The following is a 24,904-nucleotide window of genomic DNA, read 5'->3' as shown; positions in this document are numbered from 1 at the left end:
GCATGGAGACCGCCCTTCGTTGGTCGTTGGCGCGGTGCTCGGCACACGCGATCCGGGCCGAGAACCGTTGGCGTACATCGTAGCTGGGTCAATCCTGTTCGGCGTCGAACGTGCCCGCGGCCACGGCGGCGACGAGTTCGGCGTGATCGGCCTCGGTGCGGTCGGCGTAGCGCACCGCGAAGCGGGCCACCGACTCCTCGAACCGGTCGTCATCGTCGTCATCGGTTTCCAGATAGCCGGCCAGCGCGCGCGGGTCCAGCGAGCGGGCGTGCGCGCGGGCAAGCAGCGCACCGGCGAGTCGACCGTAGTCGTCGAGATCGTCGGCGGACAGGGTCGCCGGGTCGATACTGCCCTTGAGATTGCGGAACTGGCGCACGATGAACGGCAGCGACTCGTCGAGCTCGATGGTCGTCCAGCCGAGCAGGATGTCGGTCTCGGACTGCACGGTCCGCGCGCCGACCACGATCCGCTCGCCCTCGTGGCGTGGCGTGGCCGGGGGCAGGAACGGGGTGAGCGCGGACGGGCGCGCCTGCTTGACCTGAAGCACCACCGCCTCGCCGTCGTTGCCGTGCAACAGCGCCACGTAGCTGTGCAGGCCGACGCTGCCGGTGCCGACGATGCGGAACGCGACATCGGAGACCGCGAAACGGGCCAGCAGATTGCGCCGGGACTCCCTGATGGTGCTCGCGTAGCGTTCCAGGCCGTCGATCACCGCTTCCGACACCGGCGCGTCGACGGGCGTCAGCACGGGCGGGTCGCTGACGAAACGGTGCTTGCGGATATCGGTCTCGTGATCGTCGAGGTGCTCGGTCCACTTCGCCACCACTTTGGCGCTGGTGTTCTTGCGGGCCTTCTTCGCGGCCTTCTTGAAGTCGTCGAGCAGGTCTTCGGCCTTGGCGCTGGCGAGGATCGACTCGTCGGGCAGCGCGGTCCACGACTGCATGAACGGCATCTCGGCCAATTCGTCGACGGTGCGCCGGTAGGAGCGGGCGGCATCGCGTGCCGCGCGCAGGCAATCGTCGGCGTCGACGCCGCCTTCGCGCCCGGCCAGCACCAGACTTGCCGCCAGACGTTCCAGATCCCACTCCCACGGGCCCATGACCGTCTCGTCGAAATCGTTGATATCCATCACGATTTCGCCACGCTGGGTGCCGTAGAGGCCGAAGTTGGCGGCATGGGCGTCGCCACAGATCTGCGCGGCGAGGCCGCTGTCCGGTCCGGCGGCGAGGTCGGCCGCCATCAGGCCGGCGGCGCCACGGAAGAAGGTGAACGGTGAGGCGATCATCCGGCCGATCCGCAGCGGAATCAGCCGCTCGATCCGGCCACGGTTGCTGGTATCGATGAACTCGCGCACCGTCGGCCGCTCGGGGCTCTCCGCGGCACGGTCCCGTTCTGTGACAGGCACCCGTTGCCTGGCAGCCCGGCCACGTTCACGGGCGTCCTCGGCGGAGACGTAGGAGCGCAGATCAATACCACTGTCGGACACGACTGCCCAGGTTAGCCGGTCGCCGCGTGGCGGGCAGCGCCACGCTCGACACACAGCGCCAGTTGTCGGCGTTTCGGCGTGGCCGGATGGCGCGAGCAGGGGTCGCTGCGGTAAGCATGGGCGTGGCAACCGAATCAGGAACGCCGGGCACGCACGACACCGAATCCGGTGGCGTGTTCAGCGACCGCATCCTGACCGTGCCGAACGCGCTGAGCGTCTTGCGGCTGATCGGCATCCCCGTCTTCCTGTGGCTGCTGCTGGTCCGCCACGCCGACGGCTGGGCGTTCGCGTTGCTGATCGCCAGCGGTTTCACCGATTTCCTGGACGGCAAGCTCGCCAGGCTGCTCGATCAGTCCTCGCGTCTGGGCGCGTTGCTCGACCCGCTCGTCGACCGGCTGTACCTGGTGACGACCCTGGTGGCCTTCGTGGTGCGCGGCCTGCTGCCCTGGTGGCTCGCGGTGATCTTGATCGCACGCGATCTGGTACTCACCGCGACCCTTTCGGTGTACAAGCGGCGCGACCTGCCCGCGCCGGAGGTGATCTACCTGGGAAAAGCGGCCACTTTCGCGCTGATGTCGGCGCTGCCGTGGATCCTGACCGGGGAGATGGACTGGGCGGGGGCGAGTTTCGGGTGGGCGTTCGGCTGGGCACTGCTGATCTGGGGTACGGCACTCTACGTCTGGACCGGGGTGCTCTACGCGGGGCTGGCGGTCGCGGTCGCGCGATCGATACCGCCTGTGCCGCACCACGGGAGCTAGTCGATACTGTTGCGTGCAACGTCGACGATGAAAGGACGTCCTGTGACCCGGACCCCTGAGGAACTGCGCTACACCGAAGAGCACGAATGGGTGCGGCGGACCAGCCCCACGGCGGTCCGTGTCGGCATCACCGATTACGCCCAGTCACAGCTGGGTGACGTCGTGTTCGTCCAACTGCCCGACGTCGACAAGGATGTGACCATCGGCGAGAGCATCGCCGAGGTCGAGTCGACCAAGAGCGTGTCCGACATCTACGCTCCGCTCAGCGGCAAAGTCGTTGCGGTGAACGAGGATCTGGTGCAGTCACCGGAGACGCTCAACACCGATCCCTACGACGAGGGCTGGTTGTTCGAGCTCGCGTTCGACGACGAGTCAACCCTGGATTCCGCCCTCGGTGAACTGCTGGATGCAGCGGGTTACCAAGGAGTTATCGGGGGCTGACGCAGCCTTCACAGTTCTCCCTGCACGGGCACGCCCCGGCAGGGTACGGTCAAAGCCAAGCGGATACGTCGGGGAATCGACGCCGGGAACTTTCCTGGCGATGTGATCGCGCCGGTCGTGTCGCCGAATACAGCACCTGCTTGCATGGATAATCAGGTTCGAGGAGGAGAGAAACGGTGAGCGAGAACAGGGACCCGGGTTACGGGGAAACCGCGGCCGAGACGACGTCGGTCTTCCGCGCGGACTTCCTCAACGAGGTCGACGCGTCGCGCTCCGCAGAGCCGACCGGCGAACAGCCGGTTCAGGGCGTCGAGGGCCTGCCGGCCGGCGCGGCCCTCCTGGTGGTCAAGCGTGGCCCGAACGCGGGCTCGCGTTTCCTGCTGGATCAGCCGACCACTTCGGCCGGCCGCCATCCCGACAGTGACATCTTTCTCGACGACGTCACCGTCAGCCGTCGGCATGCCGAGTTCCGTCAGGACGACGACTCGTTCCAGGTCGTCGATGTGGGCAGCCTCAACGGCACCTACGTCAACCGGGAGCCGGTGGACTCCTCGGAGCTGCAGAACGGCGACGAGGTCCAGATCGGCAAGTTCCGGCTGGTCTTCCTGACCGGTCCGCGCGCGCAGGCGAACGAGTCGGCGTCGGGCGCGGGGTCGCGATGACCCCAACGGTACTGGTGCCCGCGAAGGGCACAGTGCTGTGACAGGGGCGGCGCAGTGGGCGCGCGGAGGGATGTCGATCGGCTCCGTACTCGACCTGCTGCGACCAGATTTTCCTGATATCACCATCTCCAAGATCCGGTTCCTCGAATCCGAGGGCCTGATCCGGCCGGAACGGACACCGTCGGGATACCGGCGGTTCTCGGTTTCCGACTACGAACGGCTGCGCTTCGTACTGACCGCCCAACGCGATCAGTACCTGCCGTTGAAGGTGATCAAGGAGCAGTTGGAAGCGATCGACAGTGGTGCGGCGACGATGGGCGTGCGTGAAGCGCGCGCCCGTGCGCACTCCCACCACGGGGCCGCGGAAGCCGGGCACGGTGTGTCCGGCTCCGCGGACGCCGACGACGAGGCGGTGAGCCGCGCCGCGCCGCGCCGCCTCGGTGTCGTTCCCGGCGCGATCAGGCCGGAGCAACTGCGCGTCGACGTCGGCGTGCGGCTCACCAGGACCGACCTGCTCGCCAAGGCCGATATCGACGACCGTTTCCTCGACGATCTGCTGCGCGCGGGACTCATCGTCCCCGGCGCCGGCGGATTCTTCGAGTCCGATGCGGTGACGCTCGCACACGCGGCGAAGGCGATGGCCGAATTCGGCCTGGAGGCACGTCATCTGCGCGCCTTCAAACTGGCCGCCGACCGCGAGGCAGCGCTGATCGCGCAGATCGCCGCGCCCATCGCGAAGAGCCGCGATGCCGACGCGCGCGCACGCGCGGAAGAGACCGTCCGCGAACTCGCGGCACTATCGCTGAACCTGCACGCCGCACTGGTGAAAGCCGCGGTGCGCACGGCCCTCGGCGGCTGACACACCCGGCCGGGTGATCAGGTATCGCCCCGGCTACACACCGATTTCGGCTCGAACGTCTCCGTTACGCGCCTCAGAATTCGCCTAGACTCAGTGATACGGCGAGCTGTGCAGCTGTCGTGCCGGCCGGCGGCCGAGTATGGGAGGCAGGACTTACTCATGAGCGAGATGCGTGTTATCGGCATCCGTGTCGAGCAGCCACAGAACCAGCCCGTGCTGCTGCTGCGGGAAGCTTCGGGGGAGCGGTATCTGCCGATCTGGATCGGGCAGGCCGAGGCGACGGCGATCGTGCTCGAGCAGGAGGGGGTCACGCCGATCCGTCCGCTCACTCACGATCTGATCAAGATTCTGATCACGGAGCTGGGACACACACTCAAGGAAGTGCGGATCGTGGATCTGCAGGAGGGCACCTTCTACGCCGACCTGGTCTTCGACGGCGATCTGCGGGTCTCGGCGCGACCCTCGGACTCGGTGGCGATCGCCTTGCGCGTGGGGTGCCCGATCTACGCCGAGGAACCGGTCCTCGCCGAGGCGGGACTGGTGATGCCCGACGAGCGGGAGGACGAGGTGGAGAAGTTCAAGGAGTTCCTCGAGTCGGTTTCGCCGGACGACTTCAAGGCGACCGATAGCTGATCACGATCTTCTAAACCTTAAGTAGAGGTCCAGGGAATCGCGGCGTTTGGTGCTTGGTGTGACTGCACCGCAGGTCCGACAATGGCAGGAGTAACCTCGAAAGTCGGGCAACATCCGTCGTGACTCCGACCCGAGAACGTCGGCAGAAGGAGCGATCAGTGGAAGAACAAACGCAGGATGTCGTACAGCCTGGCTTGTTCCCGGACGACTCGGTTCCGGATGATCTGGTCGGCTACCGGGTGCCGAGCGCCTGTCAGGTCGCCGGTATCACCTACCGTCAGCTCGATTATTGGGCCCGTACCGGGCTGGTCGTGCCGTCGATTCGCGGCGCGGCGGGGTCGGGCAGTCAGCGGCTGTACTCGTTCAAGGACATCCTTGTCCTCAAGATCGTGAAGCGGCTGCTGGACGCGGGCATCTCTTTACAGAACATCCGGATCGCCGTCGATCACCTGCGTAGCCGTGGCGTCGGCGATCTCGCCGGGATCACCCTGTTCTCCGACGGAACCTCGGTGTACGAGTGCACCTCGCCCGAGGAAGTCGTCGATTTACTGCAGGGCGGCCAGGGCGTCTTCGGCATCGCCGTGGGTGGCGCGATGCGGGAACTGACCGGCGCGATCGCGGATTTCCCCGCCGAGCGGGCCACCGCGATCACCGACCGTCCCGAGGACGAGCTGTCCTTCCGCCGCAAGGTTCGGGAGAACCGCAAGACCGGGTAGTCACGAGCGCTGACCCTCGCTGACCTCATCACGTTGCCGAACCGGTGTGGTGCCGGATGAACGAGGGAATAAGAAGCCGCATCGGTCGGGACACGCGCCCGCGCGACGCAGGGGAAACGGCTGTCGGATTCACTAGTGTCCGGGTCATGTTGCGAATCATCTGGAGAGTGAGTTACATCGCCTCAGCGCTGGCCATTCTGTCGCAGCCGACCGCACACGCCGATACCGTCAATCTGCCACCGCACGAGAAGACTTTCGAGTCGGATATGGGCAGTTTCACCGTCGGCACACACGATGAAGTCATCTATCGAATCGCGCCGTTGAACAACGTCCCCACCAGCCGTGAGGCGTTGGTCTCCACTGTCGCGTACGGACGGCTCGACGGGCAGGCCGAGGGTGTGCTCAAGACCGGATACTCCGTCGGCTGTGCGGCCAGGATCGGTGCCGTGCTCCCTGGCATCGATCCCACCATGGAATTCGGGCTCGAGGGGCCGCAGCAGAACTACGCGACGGAGCAGGCGCAGCGGCAGGCGACGGAGCAGGCGCAGTCGGAGACCGTCCAGCGGTCGAGTTCCGGCGAGACGGTGCGGTCCCAGACGCAGGAGTCCGGGCAGTCACAGGAGCTCGAATCGGCACAGGTGCAGGAGTTCAACGGCATCCTGCCTTCCATCCTGTTGGACCCTGGTCTGTTCCTGGAGTTGGAACTGGAACCCGGCGACATCACCAACATCGATATCGGGGAGGGCAAGCCGCTCATCCCGGGCGAGACCGTGCGGATCGTGACCCGCGACTTCCACATCAAAGTCGACAACTGCGCGGGCCCGGTCACCATCCGCCAATACACCTATGTGCAAACCAGAACACCCGCGGTCGACGACAGCGGAGCCGTGTTCGGCGACCCCACCAGCCTGTAGCGAGTGTGGGTGACGAGCGCTACACCCTGAGCGGGGTCGCGGTGGTGCTGCGGGGGTTTGTCTGCCATTAGACTGGACGGGCGTCGCCGCCGTGCGGGAGAGTCCTCGGTTCGCGAGAACCGGGGCGCCGAAGGAGCAGCACCTCCCCGTCAATCTCTCAGGCAACAGGGACCGCACGGTGATTCGACGCCTCTGGAAAGCGGTGGCATCCGGCTGCCCGCCCACGGGGAAAGGGGCACGGTCACCGATTTTCGGGGCCGGGTTTCCGAATCTCTCAGGCGCACAGACAGAGGGGGAGGGCTGGTACCCGTCGACCACGAGGTCGACCCGCCCGACCTGGAGCTGCCCGTGACCCGTTCGTTCGCCGACCGCCACATCGGACCCGATTCCGACGAACTCGCCCGGATCCTCGCGACCATCGGCGTCGAGTCCATCGACGCACTCGCGACCACGGCGCTGCCCGCCACGATCCTCGACGAGTCCGGCCTCGGCGCACTGCCCGCGCCCGCCTCCGAGCACGAGGTGCTCGAAGAGCTCGCCGCGCTGGCGCACGCGAACACCGTCGCCACCTCGATGATCGGCCTGGGCTACTACGACACCCTCACCCCGCCGGTGCTGGTGCGCAATCTGCTCGAGAACCCCGCCTGGTACACCGCCTACACCCCGTACCAGCCCGAGATCAGCCAGGGCAGGCTCGAGGCGCTGCTCAACTTCCAGACCATGGTGTCGGATCTGACCGGTATGGACGTCGCGAACGCCTCCATGCTCGACGAGGCCACCGCCGCGGCCGAGGCGATGACGCTGCTGCGCCGCGCGGGCAAGTCGAAGTCGCACCGCCTGCTGATCGACGCCGACCTGTTCCCGCAGACCAAGACCATCATCGGCACCAGGGCCGAGCCGCTCGGCATCGAGATCGTCGAGGCCGACCTGTCCACCGGTGCGCTGCCCGAGGGCGAGTTCTTCGGCGTGATCGTGCAGACCCCGGGCGCGTCGGGCCGCATCGTCGACTGGACCTCGCTGTTCGCCGCCGCCCACGAGCGCGGCGCACTGGTCGCCGCGGGCGCCGATCTGCTCGCCATGACACTGAGCACCCCGCCCGGTGAGCAGGGCGCGGATGTCTGCTTCGGTACCACCCAGCGCTTCGGTGTGCCGATGGGCTTCGGCGGCCCGCACGCCGGGTACCTCGCCGTGCGCACCGCGTTCGCCCGTCAGCTGCCCGGCCGCCTGGTCGGTGTCTCCGTCGATGCCGACGGCGCGCCCGCCTACCGGCTGGCGCTGCAGACCCGTGAGCAGCACATCCGCCGCGAGAAGGCCACCTCCAACATCTGTACCGCCCAGGTGCTGCTGGCCATCGTCGCCGCGATGTACGCGAGCTACCACGGTGCCGACGGGCTGCGTGCCATCGCGCGCCGGGTGCACGAGCACGCCGCCGCCGTCGCGACCGGTCTCGGCGGGGCCCTCGTGCACGGTGCCTTCTTCGACACGGTGCTCGCCCACGTGCCCGGCGGTGCGGAAGCCGTTGTCGCCAAGGCGAAGTCGAAGGGCATCAACCTGCGCCTGGTCGACGCGGACCACGTCGCGATCGCCTGCGACGAGGCCACCACCGACACGCACGTCGCCGCCGTCGTCGAATCCTTCGGCACCGCACTGACTCCCGACGCGGGCACGGGCACCGAGCTCGCCGCGATCGAGACGCGTACCTCGGACTACCTGACCCACCCGGCGTTCACCCGCCACCACACCGAGACCGCCATGCTGCGCTACCTGCGCGCGCTCTCGGACAAGGACATCGCCTTGGACCGCAGCATGATTCCGCTCGGTTCGTGCACGATGAAGCTCAACGCGACCGCGGAGATGGAGCCGATCACCTGGCCCGGTTTCGCGCGGTTGCACCCCTTCGCGCCCACCGACGACACCCCGGGTATCCGCAAGCTGATCGCCGACCTCGAGCAGTGGCTGGCCGAGATCACCGGCTACGACGCGGTGAGCCTGCAGCCCAACGCCGGTAGCCAGGGCGAGTACGCGGGCCTGCTCGCGATCCGCCGCTACCACCTCGATCGCGGCGACGACCACCGCGACACCTGCCTGATCCCCTCCAGCGCGCACGGCACCAACGCGGCCTCGGCGGCCATGGTCGGCATGCGCGTCGAGATGGTGAAGTGCCGCGCGAACGGTGACGTCGACCTCGACGACCTGCGCGCCAAGATCGCCGACCACGCCGACCGGCTGGCCTGCATCATGATCACCTACCCGTCCACCCACGGCGTCTACGAGCACGAGGTCGCCGAGCTGTGCGCGCTCGTGCACGACGCGGGCGGCCAGGTGTACGTCGACGGCGCGAACCTCAATGCCCTTGTCGGCCTTGCCCGTCCGGGCCGGTTCGGCGGCGATGTGAGCCACCTGAACCTGCACAAGACCTTCTGCATCCCGCACGGCGGCGGCGGCCCCGGCGTCGGCCCGGTCGCGGTGGGCTCGCACCTGGCGCAATACCTGCCCGGTGACCCGCTCGAAGCCGGTTCGCACGCGGTGTCGGCGGCGAACTACGGCTCCGCCTCGATCCTGCCGATCACCTGGGCCTACATCCGGATGATGGGCGCCGAGGGCCTGCGCGCGGCGACCCTGACCGCGATCGCGTCGGCCAACTACATCGCCCGCCGCCTCGACTCCTACTTCCCGGTGCTCTACACCGGCGAGAACGGGATGGTCGCCCACGAGTGCATCCTGGACCTGCGCGAGATCACCAAGCAGACCGGCGTCACCGTCGACGACGTGGCAAAGCGACTGGCCGACTACGGTTTCCACGCGCCGACGATGAGTTTCCCGGTCGCGGGAACCTTGATGGTGGAACCCACCGAGAGCGAGAACCTCGAGGAGATCGACGAGTTCATCGCCGCCATGATCGCCATCCGTGGCGAGATCGACCAGGTCGCCGCCGGGGTATGGCCGGTGACCGACAACCCGTTGCGCGGCGCACCACACACCGCGGCCAGCCTGGTCGCCGAGTGGGACCACCCCTACAGCCGTGAGACCGCGGTATATCCGCGCGGAATCGGCCATGCCCGCCCGAAGGTGTGGCCGTCGGTGCGGCGCATCGACGGAGCGTTCGGTGACCGCAATCTGGTGTGTTCGTGCCCGCCGCTGGATGCCTACGAAGACTGAACCGCATAGCGCTCTCGGGTCGATCGGTCGTCGCAACACACTCGATGGAGAAGTTGCGGCGACCGCGTCGATTCCAGGGGATCGCTGATCAGCGCCGGGACGCGCGTCGATAGCCACGGATGGCGGGGATGGCGAACACAGCGATCGCACCCGCCGACCACGCGACGATTCCGGTCAGCGGCCCCCGCACCTCACCACCGAGGGCCAAACCGCGCATCGTCTCGATCGCATAGGTCATCGGCTGGTGCTCGACCAGTGGTTGAGCCCACTGTGGATACGCGGCCAGCGGTACGAACCCCGTGCAGAAGAACATCAGCAGCGAACTGATCAGGGTCACACCCTCCACCAGGGTGGCTTCGGCCGTGTGTACCGCGATAGCGGTAACGAAGGTGGCGAACGCGGTGCCGAACAACACCGGCACGAGCAGCCAAGCCACCGCGGCGGGAACACCTTGCTGGAAACGGAACCCGAGCGCGAGACCTGTGCACGCGATCACGAGCGTGGTGACCGTGATCCGCACGACTTCTGCGGCGATCCGCGCCGACAACCCCGATGCGCGATGCACCGGCAGGACCCAGAGTCGAGCCAGCCATCCGTGGTCACGATCGCGGCCGAGGGAGATAGCACCGGCGGTGGCCCCTGACATCGCCGCGACGAGTGTCACCATCGGCACCGAACCGTAGAGGGCACTGTTTCCCGCGAAGGCCGAGATCTGCCGGCCCAGAACGGTATTCAGAATCACGAGTAGCAAAGCGGGGAAGACCAGCGCCTGTAGCACCATGATCGGATCGCGGGACCAGCGCAACAACAACTGCCGGGTTTGGACGAGGGTCTGCACCATCAGAGCGCGGATCGAGTTCTCCGGCCGCCATCGTGAGGGAGACGGTGGCGGAAATCGCGGTGCCGATGTCAGTGCGGGTTCGGACTCGATACTCGTTGGCGCCATCACGGCCTTCTCGCTATCAGAAACATCGCCAGCGGCACGAACACCACGATCAATCCGAGAGCCCAGGCCAGCGGTGGACCCATCACCGACCACGTGACCGCGGCGACACCGGCGGTGGTATCGCCGGCAAGAACGCGCAGCGCGGACGCGAACTGCGAGATCGGCTGATTTCGCACGAACGGCTGAATCCACTGCGGGAATTGCTCTGCCGGTGCGAACCCGACCGAGAGCATGCCGAGAATCAATTGCGGGAGCGTGAGCGCCTGCGTGGTTGCCTCCGGACTCTTCGAGATCGTCCCGAGCACATCGGCTCCGAGCGAGAGCGCCGCACCGACGAGCATCGCGAACAGACAGAAACCGATCGCCGAAACAGGACCGCGGTCGAAACGGAACCCGATCACATATCCGCACGCGATCGCGGAGATCAACGCGATGCCACAGCGGAGCATATTGGCAGACATTCGTGCCGCCAGTGGCGTCGCGACGCCGATCGGCATGGTGGCGAACCTGCGATTGATCCCCCCCGTCGCGTCGGAGGCCGCCCGGAACGCGGCGGCGATCGACGTGAACGCGATCGCTTGCAACACGATCATCGGCATGAGAAATTGCGCGTAGCTACTGAGTCCGTGCCCGAAGACCGTCATCACCAAGTTCAGCGGGACATAGAACCCGATGGTGAACACCACCGGCGTGAGGATCGACAACACGATCTCGCCGTTGCGCCACGAGGGTGCGATCAATCGACGCGTCAGTACCCACCATTGCCCGAGCGTGGACAGTTCGGGATTCGTCGTAGTCACGATTTCCCGGGCACGATCGCGAGATAGCTGTCGACCACCGTGGCGATCTCGGGAAGCACTTGCGGGGTGGTCATCGCGTCGTGGTCGGTATCGACCACGACATTGCGCAGGAAGCCGGTGACGAAGGGCCGCCAATTCTCGACCCCCCGGTCGGGGTCGACGGCATCCCGAAGGGCGGTGAAGTACAGCAGGTTTCCGTCGAAGACCGGCGGTAGATAACCGGCGACCAGCCGAGCCGAGCGGTTGTAGGAGTCGGTCAGCCGCTCGATGTGGATCGCTTCGACGAGCTGTCCACCGATCGAATTGTTGATCAGCGCGGCGGCCTCGGCGGCTGACATCTGCGCCGGGATCGACTCGAAGCCGAGGGTCGCGCCGAACTCGTGGACGAACTCGCCGGGTGTGAGTGGCGCGTCCGGATCGGCATCACGCACCGCGAGATCGGCATCGAGCACCGCGAGTAGGGCAACGGGTTCACCCAGCTGTTGCAGCCGTGCTGCCACGGCATGGGCGATGAAGCCGCCGAACGACCATCCGAGCACGTTGTACGGTCCGTGTGGTTGGCGGGTACGGATCTCGCGCACATAGCGGTCGGCGTACGCGTCGATCGACTCGGGTGGTTCCCCTTCGCCGGTCAGCTCGGGGGACTGCAGGCCGTAGATCGGTCTGCCGGGCGCCAGGAGCTGGGAAAGACCGGCATAGGACCAGGCCAGCCCCGAGGCCGGGTGAACGCAGAACAGCGGTGGCAGGTCACCGTCGGTGCGGATCGGCAGCTGTACGGCCAGTGGCGTGTCGGAATCGACCGTAACCGAGCCGGGCACGGCCGCCGCGGTCTCGATCCGCCGCGCCAGCTGTTCGACCGTGCGTTCGGTGAACATCCACAGCACCGCCACGTCGGTGTCGAGTTCGCGTCGAAGCTGATCCACGACGCGGGTGGCGAGCAGGGAATTGCCGCCCAGCTGGTAGAAATCATCGTCCAACCCGACCTTGGGGGTGTCCAGGACCTGGGCGAACGCGTCGGCGACACTTCTCTCGATCGGTGTCATCGGCGCCCGGAACGGTGTCGGCACAAGGATCGGTTCGGGCAGTGCCTTGCGGTCCAGCTTTCCGGTGAGTGTCCGTGGAATCGCGTCGAGCACCGTGATCGAAGCGGGCAGCATATGGACGGGCAGCCGGGTGGACAGGAACTTGCGCAGCTCTCCCATCTCGGGGGCGTGACCATCGGCGAGGACGACGTAGGCGGCCAGCGCGGTGGTACCGGGCTGGGCATCGTGGCCGATGGTCACCGCGAATTCGACCCCGGTATGCGCGGTGAGGGCGGCGTCGACCTCGCCGAGTTCGATCCGGACCCCACGGACCTTCACCTGGAGGTCCGCGCGTCCGATGTACTCGAGTTCGCCGGCCGTCGTCCAGCGGACGAGGTCGCCGGTCCGGTACATCCGTGCACCGTTGTCGAACGGATTCGCGACGAATCGCGTGCCGGTCAGCGCCGGTCGCCGGTGGTATCCGCGGGCGAGGCTGGGGCCGGCCAGGTACAGCTCACCGGTGACGCCGATGGGGACGGGCCGGAGCCAGCTGTCGAGAACCTGAATTGTGGTGCCGCGCACCGCGGTTCCGATCGACACCGGGTCGCCCGCGTTGATCGGGTCGGTGCCGGTCGCCCAGATCGTGGACTCGGTCGGTCCGTACAGGTTCATCATCTTCCGGCCGGCAGACCACCGGGTGATGAGCTCCGCTCCGACCGCTTCGCCTGCCACCGCGAGGACTTGCACGCACTCGAGGCCGACGGGGTCCATGGTCGCCAAGGCGGTAGGGGTGATGACCATGTGCGAGACCTGATGGTCGGTGATCAGGTCGGCGAGTTCGTCGCCGCCGAACACGGTGGGTGGCGATACCACCAGCTGGGCGGCGGATCCGAAGGCCATCAGGAGTTCGAAGACCGCGGCGTCGAAGCTGGGTGAGGCGCAATGCAGCACCCGTGCCGAGGACGTGAGGCCGAGCCGTTCTTGTTGGGCCTGGACGAGATTCGCCAGACCACGGTGGGTGACGGCGACGCCCTTGGGGAGTCCGGTGGAGCCGGAGGTGTAGACCATGTAAGCCGGGTGGTCGACGCGCAGGGGGCGCACTCGCTCTTCGTCGGTGATCGGTGCCGCCGACATCGACTCCGATCGATCGGCCGATGCCGGGTCGTCGAGGATCAACCACTTCACCGAATCCGGCAGCGTCTCGTGCGTCGACCCGACGGTCAGGCCGACCACGGCCCCCGAGTCGGCCACCATGTGGGCGATCCGATCCGCGGGATAGGTCGGATCGGTCGGCACGAAGGCCGCGCCTGCCTTGGCGATGGCCCATACGGCCAGCACCGATTGCAGTGAACGCCGGATACCCACCGCGACAACGTCTTCCGGACCGATCTGGTGGTGGATCAGCAGCCGGGCCAGTTGATTGGACCGCTCGTCGAGATCGCGGTAGGAAAGTTCGATCCCGCTCGCGGACAGTGCGATCCGGTCGGGATCGGCCTGCGCGGCGGATGCCAGCAGCGACGCCAATGTTCTCGGTTCGACTCGGTTCGGCTGTGTGGCGGTCATCTCGGCCAGCTCCGGCTCGGACAGCACATCGAGCCGCGCATTCGGTAGGTCGGGAGTCGCGGCGAAGGCTTCCAGAACCCGGACCAGCCGTTGGGAGATCCGTTCGAGCGCAGGGCGATCGAAGGTCGCGGTCAGGCCCTTCACCTCGAGCCGGAGCCGTTCTCCGGGGATCGCGAGCAGGATCAACGGGTAATGCGTGTCGTCGGTGGCGTGCAGGTCGCTCACCCGCATCCCGGCGATGTCGGTGGTGTGCAGCAACTCCCGCTGCTCGATCGGATAGGACTCGAAGACCGTCATGGTGTCGAAGAGTGTGCCGAGGTCGGCCGCCTGCTGAATATCGGCAAGCCCGAGATGTTGGTGATCCAGCACCGCGGCATGCTGCGCCTGCACGCGCGTGAGCAGCCCGGACAATGTTTCGGTGGGATCGAGTCGCACCCGGACCGGCACGGTGTTGATGAACAGTCCGATCATCGATTCGACGCCGGTCACCTCGCCGGGTCGCCCCGACACGGTGGTCCCGAAGACGACATCGCGGCGGCCGGTCGATATCGACAGCAGGATCGCCCAGGCCGATTGCACGATCGTGTTCACCGTGATTCCGCGCTCCCGCGACAGGTCGTTGATCGCCGCGGTGGCAGACGCGGGCAACTCGACCGACACGGTGACGGTCGGGGGTGTGGTGAGCGACTGTGCGTGTGCGTCGGCAGCAGGTGCGATCAGGGTCGATTCTTCCAGCCCGGCAAGGGCTTTCGACCATGCCTGCTGGGCCGCCGCGTGGTCGCGGCGGGCGAGCCAGGACAGGAATTCACGATAGGGCGGCGCCGGGGGCAATGCCGAGCCGTCCCCATCGATGGCGTAGAGCGTCAGTAACTCCCGGATCAGCAGCGGCATCGACCATCCGTCGAGGACGAAATGGTGGGCGGTGATCACCAAGCGGCAGTGGTCGTCGGCGACGGTGATCAATCGAAAGCGAACCAAGGGTGGCGTACCCATGTCGAACGGTGTGGTGCGGTCGGCCCTGGCCAGTTCGGCCATGCGCTGCGTGCTCGCCCCATCCGATCGGTCGAGGAAGTCCTCTGCGAAGGGCAGGGTCGCGTGTTCGAGCACGATCTGGACGGGATCGTCATCGCGTTCGACGACCGCGGTGCGCAGGTTCGGATGCCGATCGATCAGTGCCTGTCCCGCACGCCGGATCCGATCTGGTTGCACCTGTCCGCGCAGGTCGAGAGACATCTGCACGGTGTAGAAGTCGATGCCGTGCGCGGCTAGCCGGGAATGGAACAGCAGCCCCGTTTGCAGTGGCGTCAGCGACCACACATCGGTGAGGGTCGGGAACTGGTGCTCCCATGCGTCGATGTCTTTCTGGCTGGCCCGAACCAGGTCCAGATCCGACGGTGTCAGTCCACCGGCGGCGGGCCCCTCCGCGTGCGTGGTGAGGGCGGTCATCGCCCGCGTCCAGTACTCGGCCAATTCCCGCACCGCCGCCCTGGTGAGCAGTCCGGTCGGATACGACAGGGTCGCGGTCAGCCGCGGCCCGGCCGGGCTGTCCTCGGTGCGTGCGTCGACGGCGAGCACGGCACCGGCGGGCATGTCGTCGTTGTGGGTGGCGCCCAGCGCGTCAGGTCCGGCGATCGGAAGCCATGGTCCCCGGGGGACCGCCGCGTCGACGCGGCCCAGATAGTTGAAGCTGATCTGCGGGGCCGGGAACTCACGCAGGCTCGGTGCGGTAGCGGGATCGAGGTATCGCAGGAGCCCGAATCCGATACCGTGGTCGGGTATCGCGCGCAACTGTTCCTTGACTCGTTTGATCGTGATACCAGCGGCTGGACCGGCCGCGAACGCGTCGTCGATGTCGATACCGGACAGGTCGAACCGCACCGGGAACACATTGGTGAACCAGCCGACGGTCCGCGAGAGGTCCGCGCCGACCACGTCCTCCTCACGGCCGTGGCCCTCCAGCCCGATCAGTACCGAATCGGTGCGATTGCCGCGCCAGCGCTGGACCGCGAGCGCCAGCGCGGCCAGCATCGGATCGTGGACGCCGGCGCGATAGGTCGCCGGGATGGTGGACAGGAGCGATTCGGTGACCTGCGCCGACACCTGCACCTGCACCTGCTCGACCGTGCCGGCCACGTCGACGGCGGGATCCAGCGCGCGGGTGCCGAGCAGCGGATCCGGGCCCTCGAGGATGCGGCGCCACAGGTCGAGCTCCCCCGAACGCGTCGCTGCGACCTCGACCAAACCATGTGTCCAGCGCCGCCAAGAGGTGCCGACCGGTGGCAGCGTCGGCCGTTCTCCGGCACTGATCTGTCCCCATGCCGCAACGAGATCCGGTACCAGCGTGCGCCAGGAGACACCGTCCACGACGAGATGGTGCACGACCAGCAACAGGCGCGGCTCGCAGCCCGCGTCGGCGGCCGGGTCGAACCAGACAGCCTGCATCATCAGCCCGGCTTCCGGGAAGAGCCGATCCGCCGCTGCCGACATTTCTTGTGCGGCAACGACATCGAAGTCCGTATCGGCGTCCACGACGACGCGATGGACCAGCGCCGATGCGGCGACCGACCCGGGCGGAGCCACGTGGAAGGACCAGCCGGTCGAATCGTGGACCAGGCGCGCCCGGAGCGCGTCGTGATGGTCGAAGACGGCCTGCAGCGTCGCCGCGATCGTCTGGTGGTCGATCCCAGCAGGCAGGGTGAGCATCATCGTCTGACCGAACCGGTCGAAATCTCCGTTCGACGATTCGATCAGCCACCGTGCGATCGGGGGCAGTTCGACGGTGCCGATCCCGCCACCGGGAAGCTCGTCGACGAGGTCGCGGCCCTGGGCGCCGCCGCGAGCGGAGACGATCTCGGCGAGCGCGGCAGCAGTGGGATTCTCGAACACATCACGGGGGGAGAGGTACAGCCCCTCGGCTTTCGCGCGCGAAACCAGCTGGATCGACATGATGCTGTCGCCGCCGAGCCCGAAGAACGAGTCGTCCGCGCCCACCGTCTCGACACCGAGTGTCTGGGCGAAGAACCCACACAGCTGCCGCTCTATCTCGGTGGCAGGCTCGCGTGTGTGGGTCCGCGCCCGGTCGAACGACGGCACGGGCAGCGCACGGCGATCGAGTTTGCCCACCGGTGTCCGCGGAACAGATGTCAGGAATTCGACGGCGGCCGGCACCATATAGCTGGGCAGCGAGCCGCGCAGGGCCGCTATCAGGTCATCGGCGTTGTGCCCCGCACCCGATGCGGCCTGCACATAGGAGACCAACACCGTTGCCCCGGTGGGTCCTTCGCAGCCGATCGTCACCGCGAATTCGATCCCGGGGATGGCGAGCAGGGCGGCATCGATCTCCCCCAACTCGACGCGGAAGCCCCGGATCTTGACCTGGAAATCGGCGCGTCCGACGTACTCGAGCTCGCCGACCGTCGTCCATCGGACAAGGTCACCGGTCCGATACATCCGTGCACCGATGTCGAACGGATTCGCGACGAATCGCGTGCCGGTCAAGACCGGTCGCCGGTGGTATCCGCGGGCGAGGCTGGGGCCGGCCAGGTACAGCTCACCTGTCACGCCGAGCGGGACGGGCCGGAGCCAGCTGTCGAGAACCTGAATTGTGGTGCCGCGCACCGCGGTTCCGATCGCTACCGAGTCGCCGGCGGCGATCGGGTCGGTGCCGGTCGCCCAGATCGTGGACTCGGTCGGTCCGTACAGGTTCATCAGCTCGCGGCCGACCGACCATCGGGTGACGAGTTCCGCTCCGGCTTCTTCGCCGGCCACTGCGAGGACCCGGACACTGTCCAGGCCGATCGGGTCCATGGTCGCCAAGGCGGTGGGGGTGATCACCATGTGCGAGACCTCGTCGTCGGCGATCAGGTCGGCGAGTTCGTCGCCGCCGAACACGGTGGGCGGCGCCACCACCAGGCGGGCGGCGGATCCGAACGCCATCAACAGCTCGAACACCGCGGCGTCGAAACTGGGCGAGGCGCAATGCAGCACCCGTGCCGAGGACGTGAGGCCGAGCCGTTCTTGTTGGGCCTGGACCAGATTCGCCAGACCGCGATGGGTGACGGCGACGCCCTTGGGGACTCCGGTGGAGCCGGAGGTGTAGATCAGATACGCGGGGTGGTCGACGCAGAGCTCGGACAACCGGTCCGCGTCGGTGAGCAGCCGGCCGGAAGCGGCGGCGATGCTCTCCGTCGTCGCTGTCGCGTCGATCTCGAGCCACCGCGGCCCAGCGGGCAGATGGTCACGAATGCCGGTGGTGGTCACGCCGATCGCGGCGCCGGAGTCGGTGAGCATGAATTCGATTCGCTCGGCCGGGTGCTTCGGGTCGATCGGCAGGAAGGCGGCGCCGGTCTTCGCCACCGCCCACACCGCGGTGATCGATTCGACCGAGCGGTGCAGAGCCAGGGCAACACAGGATTCCGGTCGGGCACCCGCGTCGATCAGTACCCGTGCCAGCCGGTTGGACTGCTCGTCCAGCTCGCGGTAGGTCACCGAGATTCCCTCGTATCGCAACGCTGTCGCGTCCGGGTCGCGCGCCGCGGCATCGGCCAGGATCTCGGCCAGTGTTCGAGCCGAGATCGACTCCCGGCCTGCCACAGTGGTCAACTCCTGGAGAACAGCGGAGTCACAAGGCTGCACGGTGGCCACCCGCGAATGGGGGGCGGCGGCGATCTGTTCGAGGTAACGCACGACCTGCGCCAGTAGCTCGCCGGCCTGGTCGTGGTCGATCGCCGCGTCGCGGAACAGCAGCTCGAGCGTGAGGGATTCGCCCGGAACGACCATCAGGTTGACCGGGTACGGTGCCGCGTCGGAGCTGTCCACCGCGAGGACCTTCAGCCCCGCGGCATCGAGCGCGTGGCTCAGCACCGAGTGATCGACCGGATAGGACTCGACCACGATCAAGGTATCGAACAACTCGGACATGTCGACCGCGTGGTGAATGTCGGGGAGCCCGATATGGTGATAGTCGAGCAATCGACTCTGCTCGAGTTGGATGCGCGTGAGCAACTGCGACAATTCTTCGGCCGGGTCGAGCCGGATGCGTACCGGCAGTGTGTTGATGAACAGCCCGAGCATGTGCTCCACGTCGGCTACCTGCGGCGGCCGCCCGGACACGACGCAGCCGAACACCACGTCTGTGCGACCGGTGAGCGTGGCCAGGACCATGGCCCAGCACGCCTGCACGGCAGTGTTCAGCGTGACCCCGTGCCTGCGGATCGTGGTGGTGAGCGCCGCCGTGGCTCGGGCACCGAGCTGCGAACGGACCACGCTCGCAGCGGTTTCCGATTTCCAGTGCTCGGTGGTCGTCACCCTCGTGGCGGAATCGAGGTCGGCCAGCGTCTCTTGCCACGCGGCGATGGCCGAGGCCGCATCACCTTCGGCCAGCCACGCCAGGTAGTCACGGTAGGTGTGGGCGGGCGCGGGCTGTGCTGTTCGCGCACCGTCCATGTACAGGTCGATGAGTTCTCGCACCAACAGCGGGGTCGACCAGCCGTCGAGCAGAATGTGGTGGCCGGTCACCACGAGTCGGTGGCGGTCGGTATCGGTCCGGATCAGCTGAAACCGCAGCAGCGGTGGGTCCGCCGTGTCGAACCGCCTCGCGCGGTCCTCGGCGAGTAGTCGTTCGACGATGTCGTCGCGCGCATTCCGTTCGCTGAGATCCAGCTCGTGCCAGCAGATCTCGACATCGTCGACGACGAGCTGCCGCGGCCCGGACTCGGTGTGCTGGAAGGCGACCCGCAGGCTGTCGTGGCGGTCGAGCAGGGTTTGCGCGGCGGCGCGCAGCCGGTCTCGATCCAGCGGTCCGGCGATCGTCAGCACGGATTGGTCGATGTATTCGTCGGCGGTGTCGGCGGCGTAGGCCTCGTGGAAAAGGATTCCGGTTTGCATCGGCGATAGTGGCCAAATATCCGACAGGGTGGGGTATTGCTGTTCCCATCGGTCGATCTCGGTTTGGGTGGTCGCCACCAGCGCGAAATCCGACGGCGTATGCCCGCCGACAGCCGGTGAGCCGGTGACCGCGACCAAGCCACGCAGCGCCGACAGCCACAGCTCCGCCAGCGCGCGGATATCCTGCTCGCCGAACAGAGCGGCGGGATATGACCAGTTCGCGGCCAACTGAGTCCCCGCCGCGGTGTGCTGCACGCTGGTGTCGACAGCGATTTCCTGGCGCGAGCGTGCCTGTGGGTCGCGGGCACGTGTGAAGGTCACAGGCCGCCAGCCGTCGTGCTGCCAGTCCTCGGTACTGCCCAGATAGGTGAAACTCAGCTGCGGTGCGGCGATCTCGGTGAGCTCTCCGGCGAGGTAGCGCAGCATCGAATAGCCGACGCCGTCGCCGAGTTGCCGCAGCTGTTCCTTGACCGTCTTGAGTACGCCGCCGGCGCTGGGACCACCGGCGAAGGCGTCGTCGAGATCGATCCCGGTGAGATCGAGACCCGCTGGATACGCGGCATCGAAACCGCCCACCGTGCGGTCGAGTTCGGCACCAGCCACTGCGGTGCGGCCGCTGCCGTTCACCATGACTCGAAGGGAATCGCCTGCGCCGCCGCGCTCATGACGCCAGCGGGTGACCGCCATGGCCAGCGCGGCGAGCAGCGCGTGCTCGACATCGGCGTGGAACCGTTCGATCACCGTCCCCAGCAGCGCTGTCGTCACCGGTACCGGGACCATGACCTGCAGGTCACTGGTTTCGGCCGGGTCGCTCCGCGGTTCCTCGGCCCGAGCGGCGAGGGCTGGATCGGGGGTGGCTGTCACCTGCTGCCACATCGCTACTTCGCCGCGTCGGCGAGGAGTCTGCGCTTCGGCCGACAGTGCCCGCACCCAGGCGGGCAACGACGTCACGGGAGCCTCGAGTTCCGGTGCTTCGCCGATCATGATCGACGAGCATGCGGCAGCCAGATCGGCCACGACGATCGGCCAGGACGCCGCGTCGATCGCGAGCTGGTGCACGACCAGCCACAGCAGGCCGGTCTGCTCGTCGTCGGTCGGGTCGATCCACACGGTCTGGACCAGATGCCCGGCGGTCGGGTCCAGCCGATCGAGGGCGTAGTCGAGTTCGCGGTCGGCCACGGCCATGGGCTCATGGGGTGTGGTGACGTGCCGGACCAGGTCGTCCGCCGGGACCGCGTCTGTCGGCCGGATGTCGATGAACCAATCGCCGGCGAGGCCGGAATCCGACCCTGACGTGCGTGGTATCGCGCGGAGCATGTCGTGGCGATCGAGGACAGCCTGCAGGGCTGCCGTGAGGACCGATCGGTCGACTCCGTGCGGGACCGTCAGGAGCAGCGCCTGGGCGTCGCGAGTGATCCCGCCTGCGCGATCGAGCATCTCGTAGGCAATCGGCGTGCGGGTGAGTCCCATGTCGCCGGGCAGCGCCGGCAACGCGGACCCGAGATCGGTGGCGGCAGCAGCCAGCCCGGCCACGGTCTTGTGTTCGAAGACATCCTGAGCGCTGAACTCGAGCCCGAAGGCCCGTGCGCGCGCCACCAGTTGCACCGAGCTGATGCTGTCGCCGCCGAGCGCGAAGAAGCTCTCATCCGTGCCGACCGTAGCGACGCCGAGCAGCTCGGCGTACAACCGGGCGATGGTGTGCTCGCGCGGCGTGGACGCAGCCCGGCCCGAACCGGCAGGAGCGGTGAGGTCGGGCTGCGGGAGAGCCTTCCGGTCGACTTTTCCGGTCGGGCTCATGGGTATCGCATCGAGGAGTGTGATCGCCGAAGGCACCATGGTGGGCGGGAGAATTTCCGCGGCGAATGCCTGCAGTGACGTGGGATCGATGTCGGCGCCCGCGCTCGGCAGCACATAGGACACGAGAATCGTCGCGCCCGACGGTGTCGGCGTGCCGACGGTGACGGCGAAGTCGACGGCATCGTGGCTGGTCAACACGGAATCGATCTCACTGAGTTCGATCCGGACGCCGCGGATCTTCACCTGGAAGTCACTGCGGCCCAGATACTCCAGCGACAGTTCCCGCGCCGATCCCTCGGTTGCGCGGTCGTCGAGCCCGGACCAGCGCACCAGATCTCCGGTGCGGTACATCCGGGCACCCGAACCGAAGGGATCGGCGACGAAATGGTCCGCGGTCAGGCCGGGCTGTCCCTGGTAGCCCCTGGCCACACCCTGGCCGGCTAAATAGAGCTCGCCGACCGCCCCGACCGGGACGGGTCGAAGCCTGCGATCGAGCACCATCGCCGACACTCCGCGAGCCGGGCCGCCGATCGTGATCGGCTGGCCGGCCCGCATCGCCGCGCTGAAGGTGGCCGAGATCGTGGTCTCGGTGGGTCCGTAACTGTTGACGATCTGAACATGGGGCGCCCACCGGGATACCAGCTCCGGCGGGCAGACATCGCCGCCGACGACAACACAGGCGAGTTCTTCCAGCCCGGTCGGATCGACCGTTGCCAGCACCGCGGGCGTCACGTGCAGCCGATTGACCCGCTGTTCCCGCAGGAGGGCGGTGAGCTGTTCCCCGGCATAGGCATCCGGCGCTGCCACCACGACAGTCGCCGCCGACACGAAAGCTATCAGCAGCTCCTCGATCGAGGCGTCGAAGCTCGGTGAGGCGACCTGGGCAACCCGCGATCGGGTGGACAACGGCGCATCGCCGATCGCGCTGTGCACCAAGTTGATCAGACCGCGATGACCGACGACCACACCCTTCGGCTTGCCGGTCGACCCCGACGTGTAGATCAGGTAAGCGCTGTTGTCGACATGGATCGGAGCGAGCCGGTCGGCATCGGTGATCGACGACGCCGGTATGGCCGCATACCGTTCGTCGAGGGCCGGATCGTCGATCACCAGCCAGTCCATCTCGTCGGGCAAGGTGTCGCGTGCCCCGGTGACCGTGAGCCCGATTCGAGCGCCGCTGTCGGCGATCATGTGGCCGATCCGCTGGGTCGGGTACCGCGGGTCGATGGGAACGAACGCCGCACCGGTCTTGGCTACCGCCCAGATCGCCGTCACCGAATCGGCCGATCGCGACATCGCCACAGCGACTGCGGTTTCCGGGCCCGCACCGGCACCGATCAGCATCCGAGCCAGCCGGTTCGACTGTTCATCGAGCTGGCGGTAGGTCATCCGCCGGTCACCGGCGATCACGGCCACCCCGTCCGGATTCGACCGGGGCCCCGCCGCCAGCAGGTCCGGCAGCAGCACCGGCTCCGATCCCGAAGGCCCGCGGGCGGGCACGATCGCGGCGTGTTCACCGGGTGACAGCAGCGGCACCGACGATGCCGGGGTATCGAGACCGGCGGTGACGAACTCGTGCAGGAACTCGATGAAACGGTGGTAGTGCCGACCGAGTTCGGCCTCGGTGTACAGGTTCGGGTTCGCCTGGAAGTCCAGGTGTGTGCTTTCCGTACCCCGGGCCGGATACAGGTTCACGAACAGGTCCTCGATCAGCCCGGAGGTGAGCACATGCAAGTCGCCGACGACGCCGCCGAGGTCGATGACCCGGTCGGAGGGCATGATGTTCACCGACGGTCCGAACGATGCGGCGCGGTCGCTGCTGAAACCGAGATCCCGGAAGATGTCCTCCTGGCGATACCGTTGCCGACGCAGCGCTCCGGTCAGTTCGTGCTGAGCCGACCGTATCAACGCGCCGACGGTGGGATCGGTACCGATGCCGAGCCGCAACGGCACGACGTTGGCGATCATGCCGCCGGACCGGCGCAACGAGGCGTTGGTTCGTGCCGATACCGGCAGGCTCAGGCTGACCGTATCCTCGCCGGTCATCCGCGCGAGATAGACACCGAACGCCGCGACGACCACGGGCGCTACCTGCGAATTCGCTGCTGCCGCGATGGCGTCCATGGCGGCGGCGGTCACTGCGGTCAGTGCACCTCCCACCCGCACGGGATGCGAGTCCGCGTCGGCGGTGCGGCCGGACAGGCTCACCGGGGCCGGCGCGTCGGCAAGGTGGTCTCGCCAGTACTCACGATCCGCGGCGAACCGTTCGGAGTCGCGGTATTCGGCGTCTGCTCGCACGATCTCGCGCAGGTCGTCGGCGTTGCACGGAGGGGGCGGGTCGCCGGCCTTGGCAGCCGAGTACAGCTGAGCGACCCGCTGCATGATCGTCATCGCCGCGTATCCGTCCAAGGCGATGTGATGGATCCGCGAATAGAAGTAGTAATGAGCCGTTCCGACCCGCAGGAGTGCCGAGTGCACCAGTCGGTCGCTCACCATGTCCAGCGGTGCGGTGTACTCGCGAGTCATCCAGTCCCGCGCCGCCCGGATCGGGTCCTGGCATTCGTGGAAGTCGATCTGGGGCATCGTCTCGTCAAGGGTGTCGTCGATCATCTGGTACGGCACGCCGTTGGTCTCGGCCAACCGCAGAAACCCCGACCCGAACTCCCGTGCCGCGCGGCGGCTGCACACCGTCAGCAGCTCGCCGTCCACCTCGCCGACAAACTCCACATAGTGGGCGATCGAGATGGGTATTTCCTTACCGGCGATGTGCTGGGCAAACCAGATACCCCGCTGGGCCGCCGACAATCCGAACGCCGAGGTCGGCACGGTGGGAGTTTCGCGCCATTCTTCGGTTTTGTACGGTTGTTCGCTCACACATATCCCCTGACTCGCGTTCGTGCCCGGTCAAAGCGCAGAACTCCTGTCAGCCTCAATCTGGTATCGATATGCACCAGACCGCAAGCCGGGCTGATCTGTGTCGATTGATTGCGCTATGCCACCCGGTGATTTCATCAGTGAACAGCCGAAAATGCGCTGAGCAGAATAGAGAAGGGAAGGGCTGGAGCTGTTCCCTGCTGAGGATTAAACATCTATTTCCGGCCGATACTAGCCAAGACGGGAAGGCGCGTCGACCCTGAATATCGACGGCCGCGCAAGCGCCCGGCACCCAGCTCCGCGTGGCTCGCCCAGATGGGTCTGGAGGCTTCGTCTCATGACGGGACGAAGTCCGTTAGTTCGACGAAACATCCATCGGACCTGCGTA

At 67.1% G+C, this 24,904-nt stretch carries 12 protein-coding genes and 1 riboswitch; of the genes, 8 read left to right on the top strand and 4 right to left on the bottom strand.

Annotation, left to right across the window (positions count from 1 at the left end; all coding sequences use genetic code 11):
- Positions 1 to 88 precede the first annotated feature (88 nt).
- On the bottom strand, positions 89 to 1,486 hold the full coding sequence (locus ACFWPX_RS18420; RefSeq protein ID WP_378928435.1) for a DUF2252 domain-containing protein: 1,398 nt from the start codon (positions 1,484 to 1,486) through the stop codon (positions 89 to 91).
- Positions 1,487 to 1,602: 116 nt separating this feature from the next.
- On the opposite strand from ACFWPX_RS18420, the gene ACFWPX_RS18415 reads away from it, so the two are divergent.
- The 8 genes from ACFWPX_RS18415 (at position 1,603) to gcvP (ending at position 9,628) form a co-directional block, all read left to right on the top strand.
- Entirely contained in the window at positions 1,603 to 2,244 is a 642-nt protein-coding gene (locus tag ACFWPX_RS18415) for a CDP-alcohol phosphatidyltransferase family protein (protein WP_378928434.1), read from the top strand.
- A gap of 42 nt (positions 2,245 to 2,286) precedes the next feature.
- Complete coding sequence (gene gcvH / locus ACFWPX_RS18410) at positions 2,287 to 2,685, top strand: glycine cleavage system protein GcvH (RefSeq protein ID WP_378928433.1); 399 nt, start codon at positions 2,287 to 2,289, stop codon at positions 2,683 to 2,685.
- A 176-nt stretch (positions 2,686 to 2,861) separates the two neighbouring features.
- Positions 2,862 to 3,347, top strand: a complete 486-nt coding sequence (locus ACFWPX_RS18405) for an FHA domain-containing protein (RefSeq protein ID WP_056817657.1) — start codon at positions 2,862 to 2,864, stop codon at positions 3,345 to 3,347.
- 70 nt (positions 3,348 to 3,417) lie between these two features.
- On the top strand, positions 3,418 to 4,206 hold the full coding sequence (locus tag ACFWPX_RS18400; protein WP_378928432.1) for a MerR family transcriptional regulator: 789 nt from the start codon (positions 3,418 to 3,420) through the stop codon (positions 4,204 to 4,206).
- Between the two features lie 159 nt (positions 4,207 to 4,365).
- Positions 4,366 to 4,839, top strand: coding sequence for a bifunctional nuclease family protein (locus tag ACFWPX_RS18395; RefSeq protein ID WP_067446263.1), 474 nt, complete (start codon positions 4,366 to 4,368; stop codon positions 4,837 to 4,839).
- Between the two features lie 158 nt (positions 4,840 to 4,997).
- Complete coding sequence (locus ACFWPX_RS18390) at positions 4,998 to 5,555, top strand: MerR family transcriptional regulator (RefSeq protein ID WP_131816826.1); 558 nt, start codon at positions 4,998 to 5,000, stop codon at positions 5,553 to 5,555.
- Between the two features lie 146 nt (positions 5,556 to 5,701).
- Entirely contained in the window at positions 5,702 to 6,469 is a 768-nt protein-coding gene (locus tag ACFWPX_RS18385; RefSeq protein ID WP_378928431.1) for an MspA family porin, read from the top strand.
- Between the two features lie 84 nt (positions 6,470 to 6,553).
- Positions 6,554 to 6,653, top strand: a riboswitch (glycine riboswitch).
- Positions 6,654 to 6,817: 164 nt separating this feature from the next.
- The gene (gcvP, locus tag ACFWPX_RS18380; RefSeq protein WP_378928430.1) at positions 6,818 to 9,628 is read left to right on the top strand and encodes an aminomethyl-transferring glycine dehydrogenase; all 2,811 of its coding nucleotides are present in this window, start codon (positions 6,818 to 6,820) and stop codon (positions 9,626 to 9,628) included.
- A gap of 88 nt (positions 9,629 to 9,716) precedes the next feature.
- Here gcvP and ACFWPX_RS18375 read toward each other — a convergent pair whose 3' ends face one another.
- The 3 genes from ACFWPX_RS18375 to ACFWPX_RS18365 all read right to left on the bottom strand — a co-directional run bounded on the left by ACFWPX_RS18375 (position 9,717) and on the right by ACFWPX_RS18365 (position 24,516).
- Complete coding sequence (locus ACFWPX_RS18375) at positions 9,717 to 10,469, bottom strand: ABC transporter permease (protein WP_378928428.1); 753 nt, start codon at positions 10,467 to 10,469, stop codon at positions 9,717 to 9,719.
- Positions 10,470 to 10,573: 104 nt separating this feature from the next.
- A complete protein-coding gene (locus ACFWPX_RS18370) occupies positions 10,574 to 11,374 on the bottom strand; it encodes an ABC transporter permease (RefSeq protein ID WP_378914524.1) in 801 nt (266 codons plus the stop codon).
- Entirely contained in the window at positions 11,371 to 24,516 is a 13,146-nt protein-coding gene (locus ACFWPX_RS18365; protein WP_378928426.1) for an amino acid adenylation domain-containing protein, read from the bottom strand. Before ACFWPX_RS18365 ends, ACFWPX_RS18370 begins: the two co-directional genes overlap by 4 nt.
- Positions 24,517 to 24,904: the final 388 nt, after the last annotated feature.

Source organism: Nocardia sp. NPDC058518, assembly GCF_042719655.1.
In the GTDB taxonomy this organism is placed as follows: domain Bacteria; phylum Actinomycetota; class Actinomycetes; order Mycobacteriales; family Mycobacteriaceae; genus Nocardia.
The sequence above is the reverse complement of the archived record's forward strand: the minus strand, read 5'-3'. Positions and strand labels throughout refer to the sequence as shown.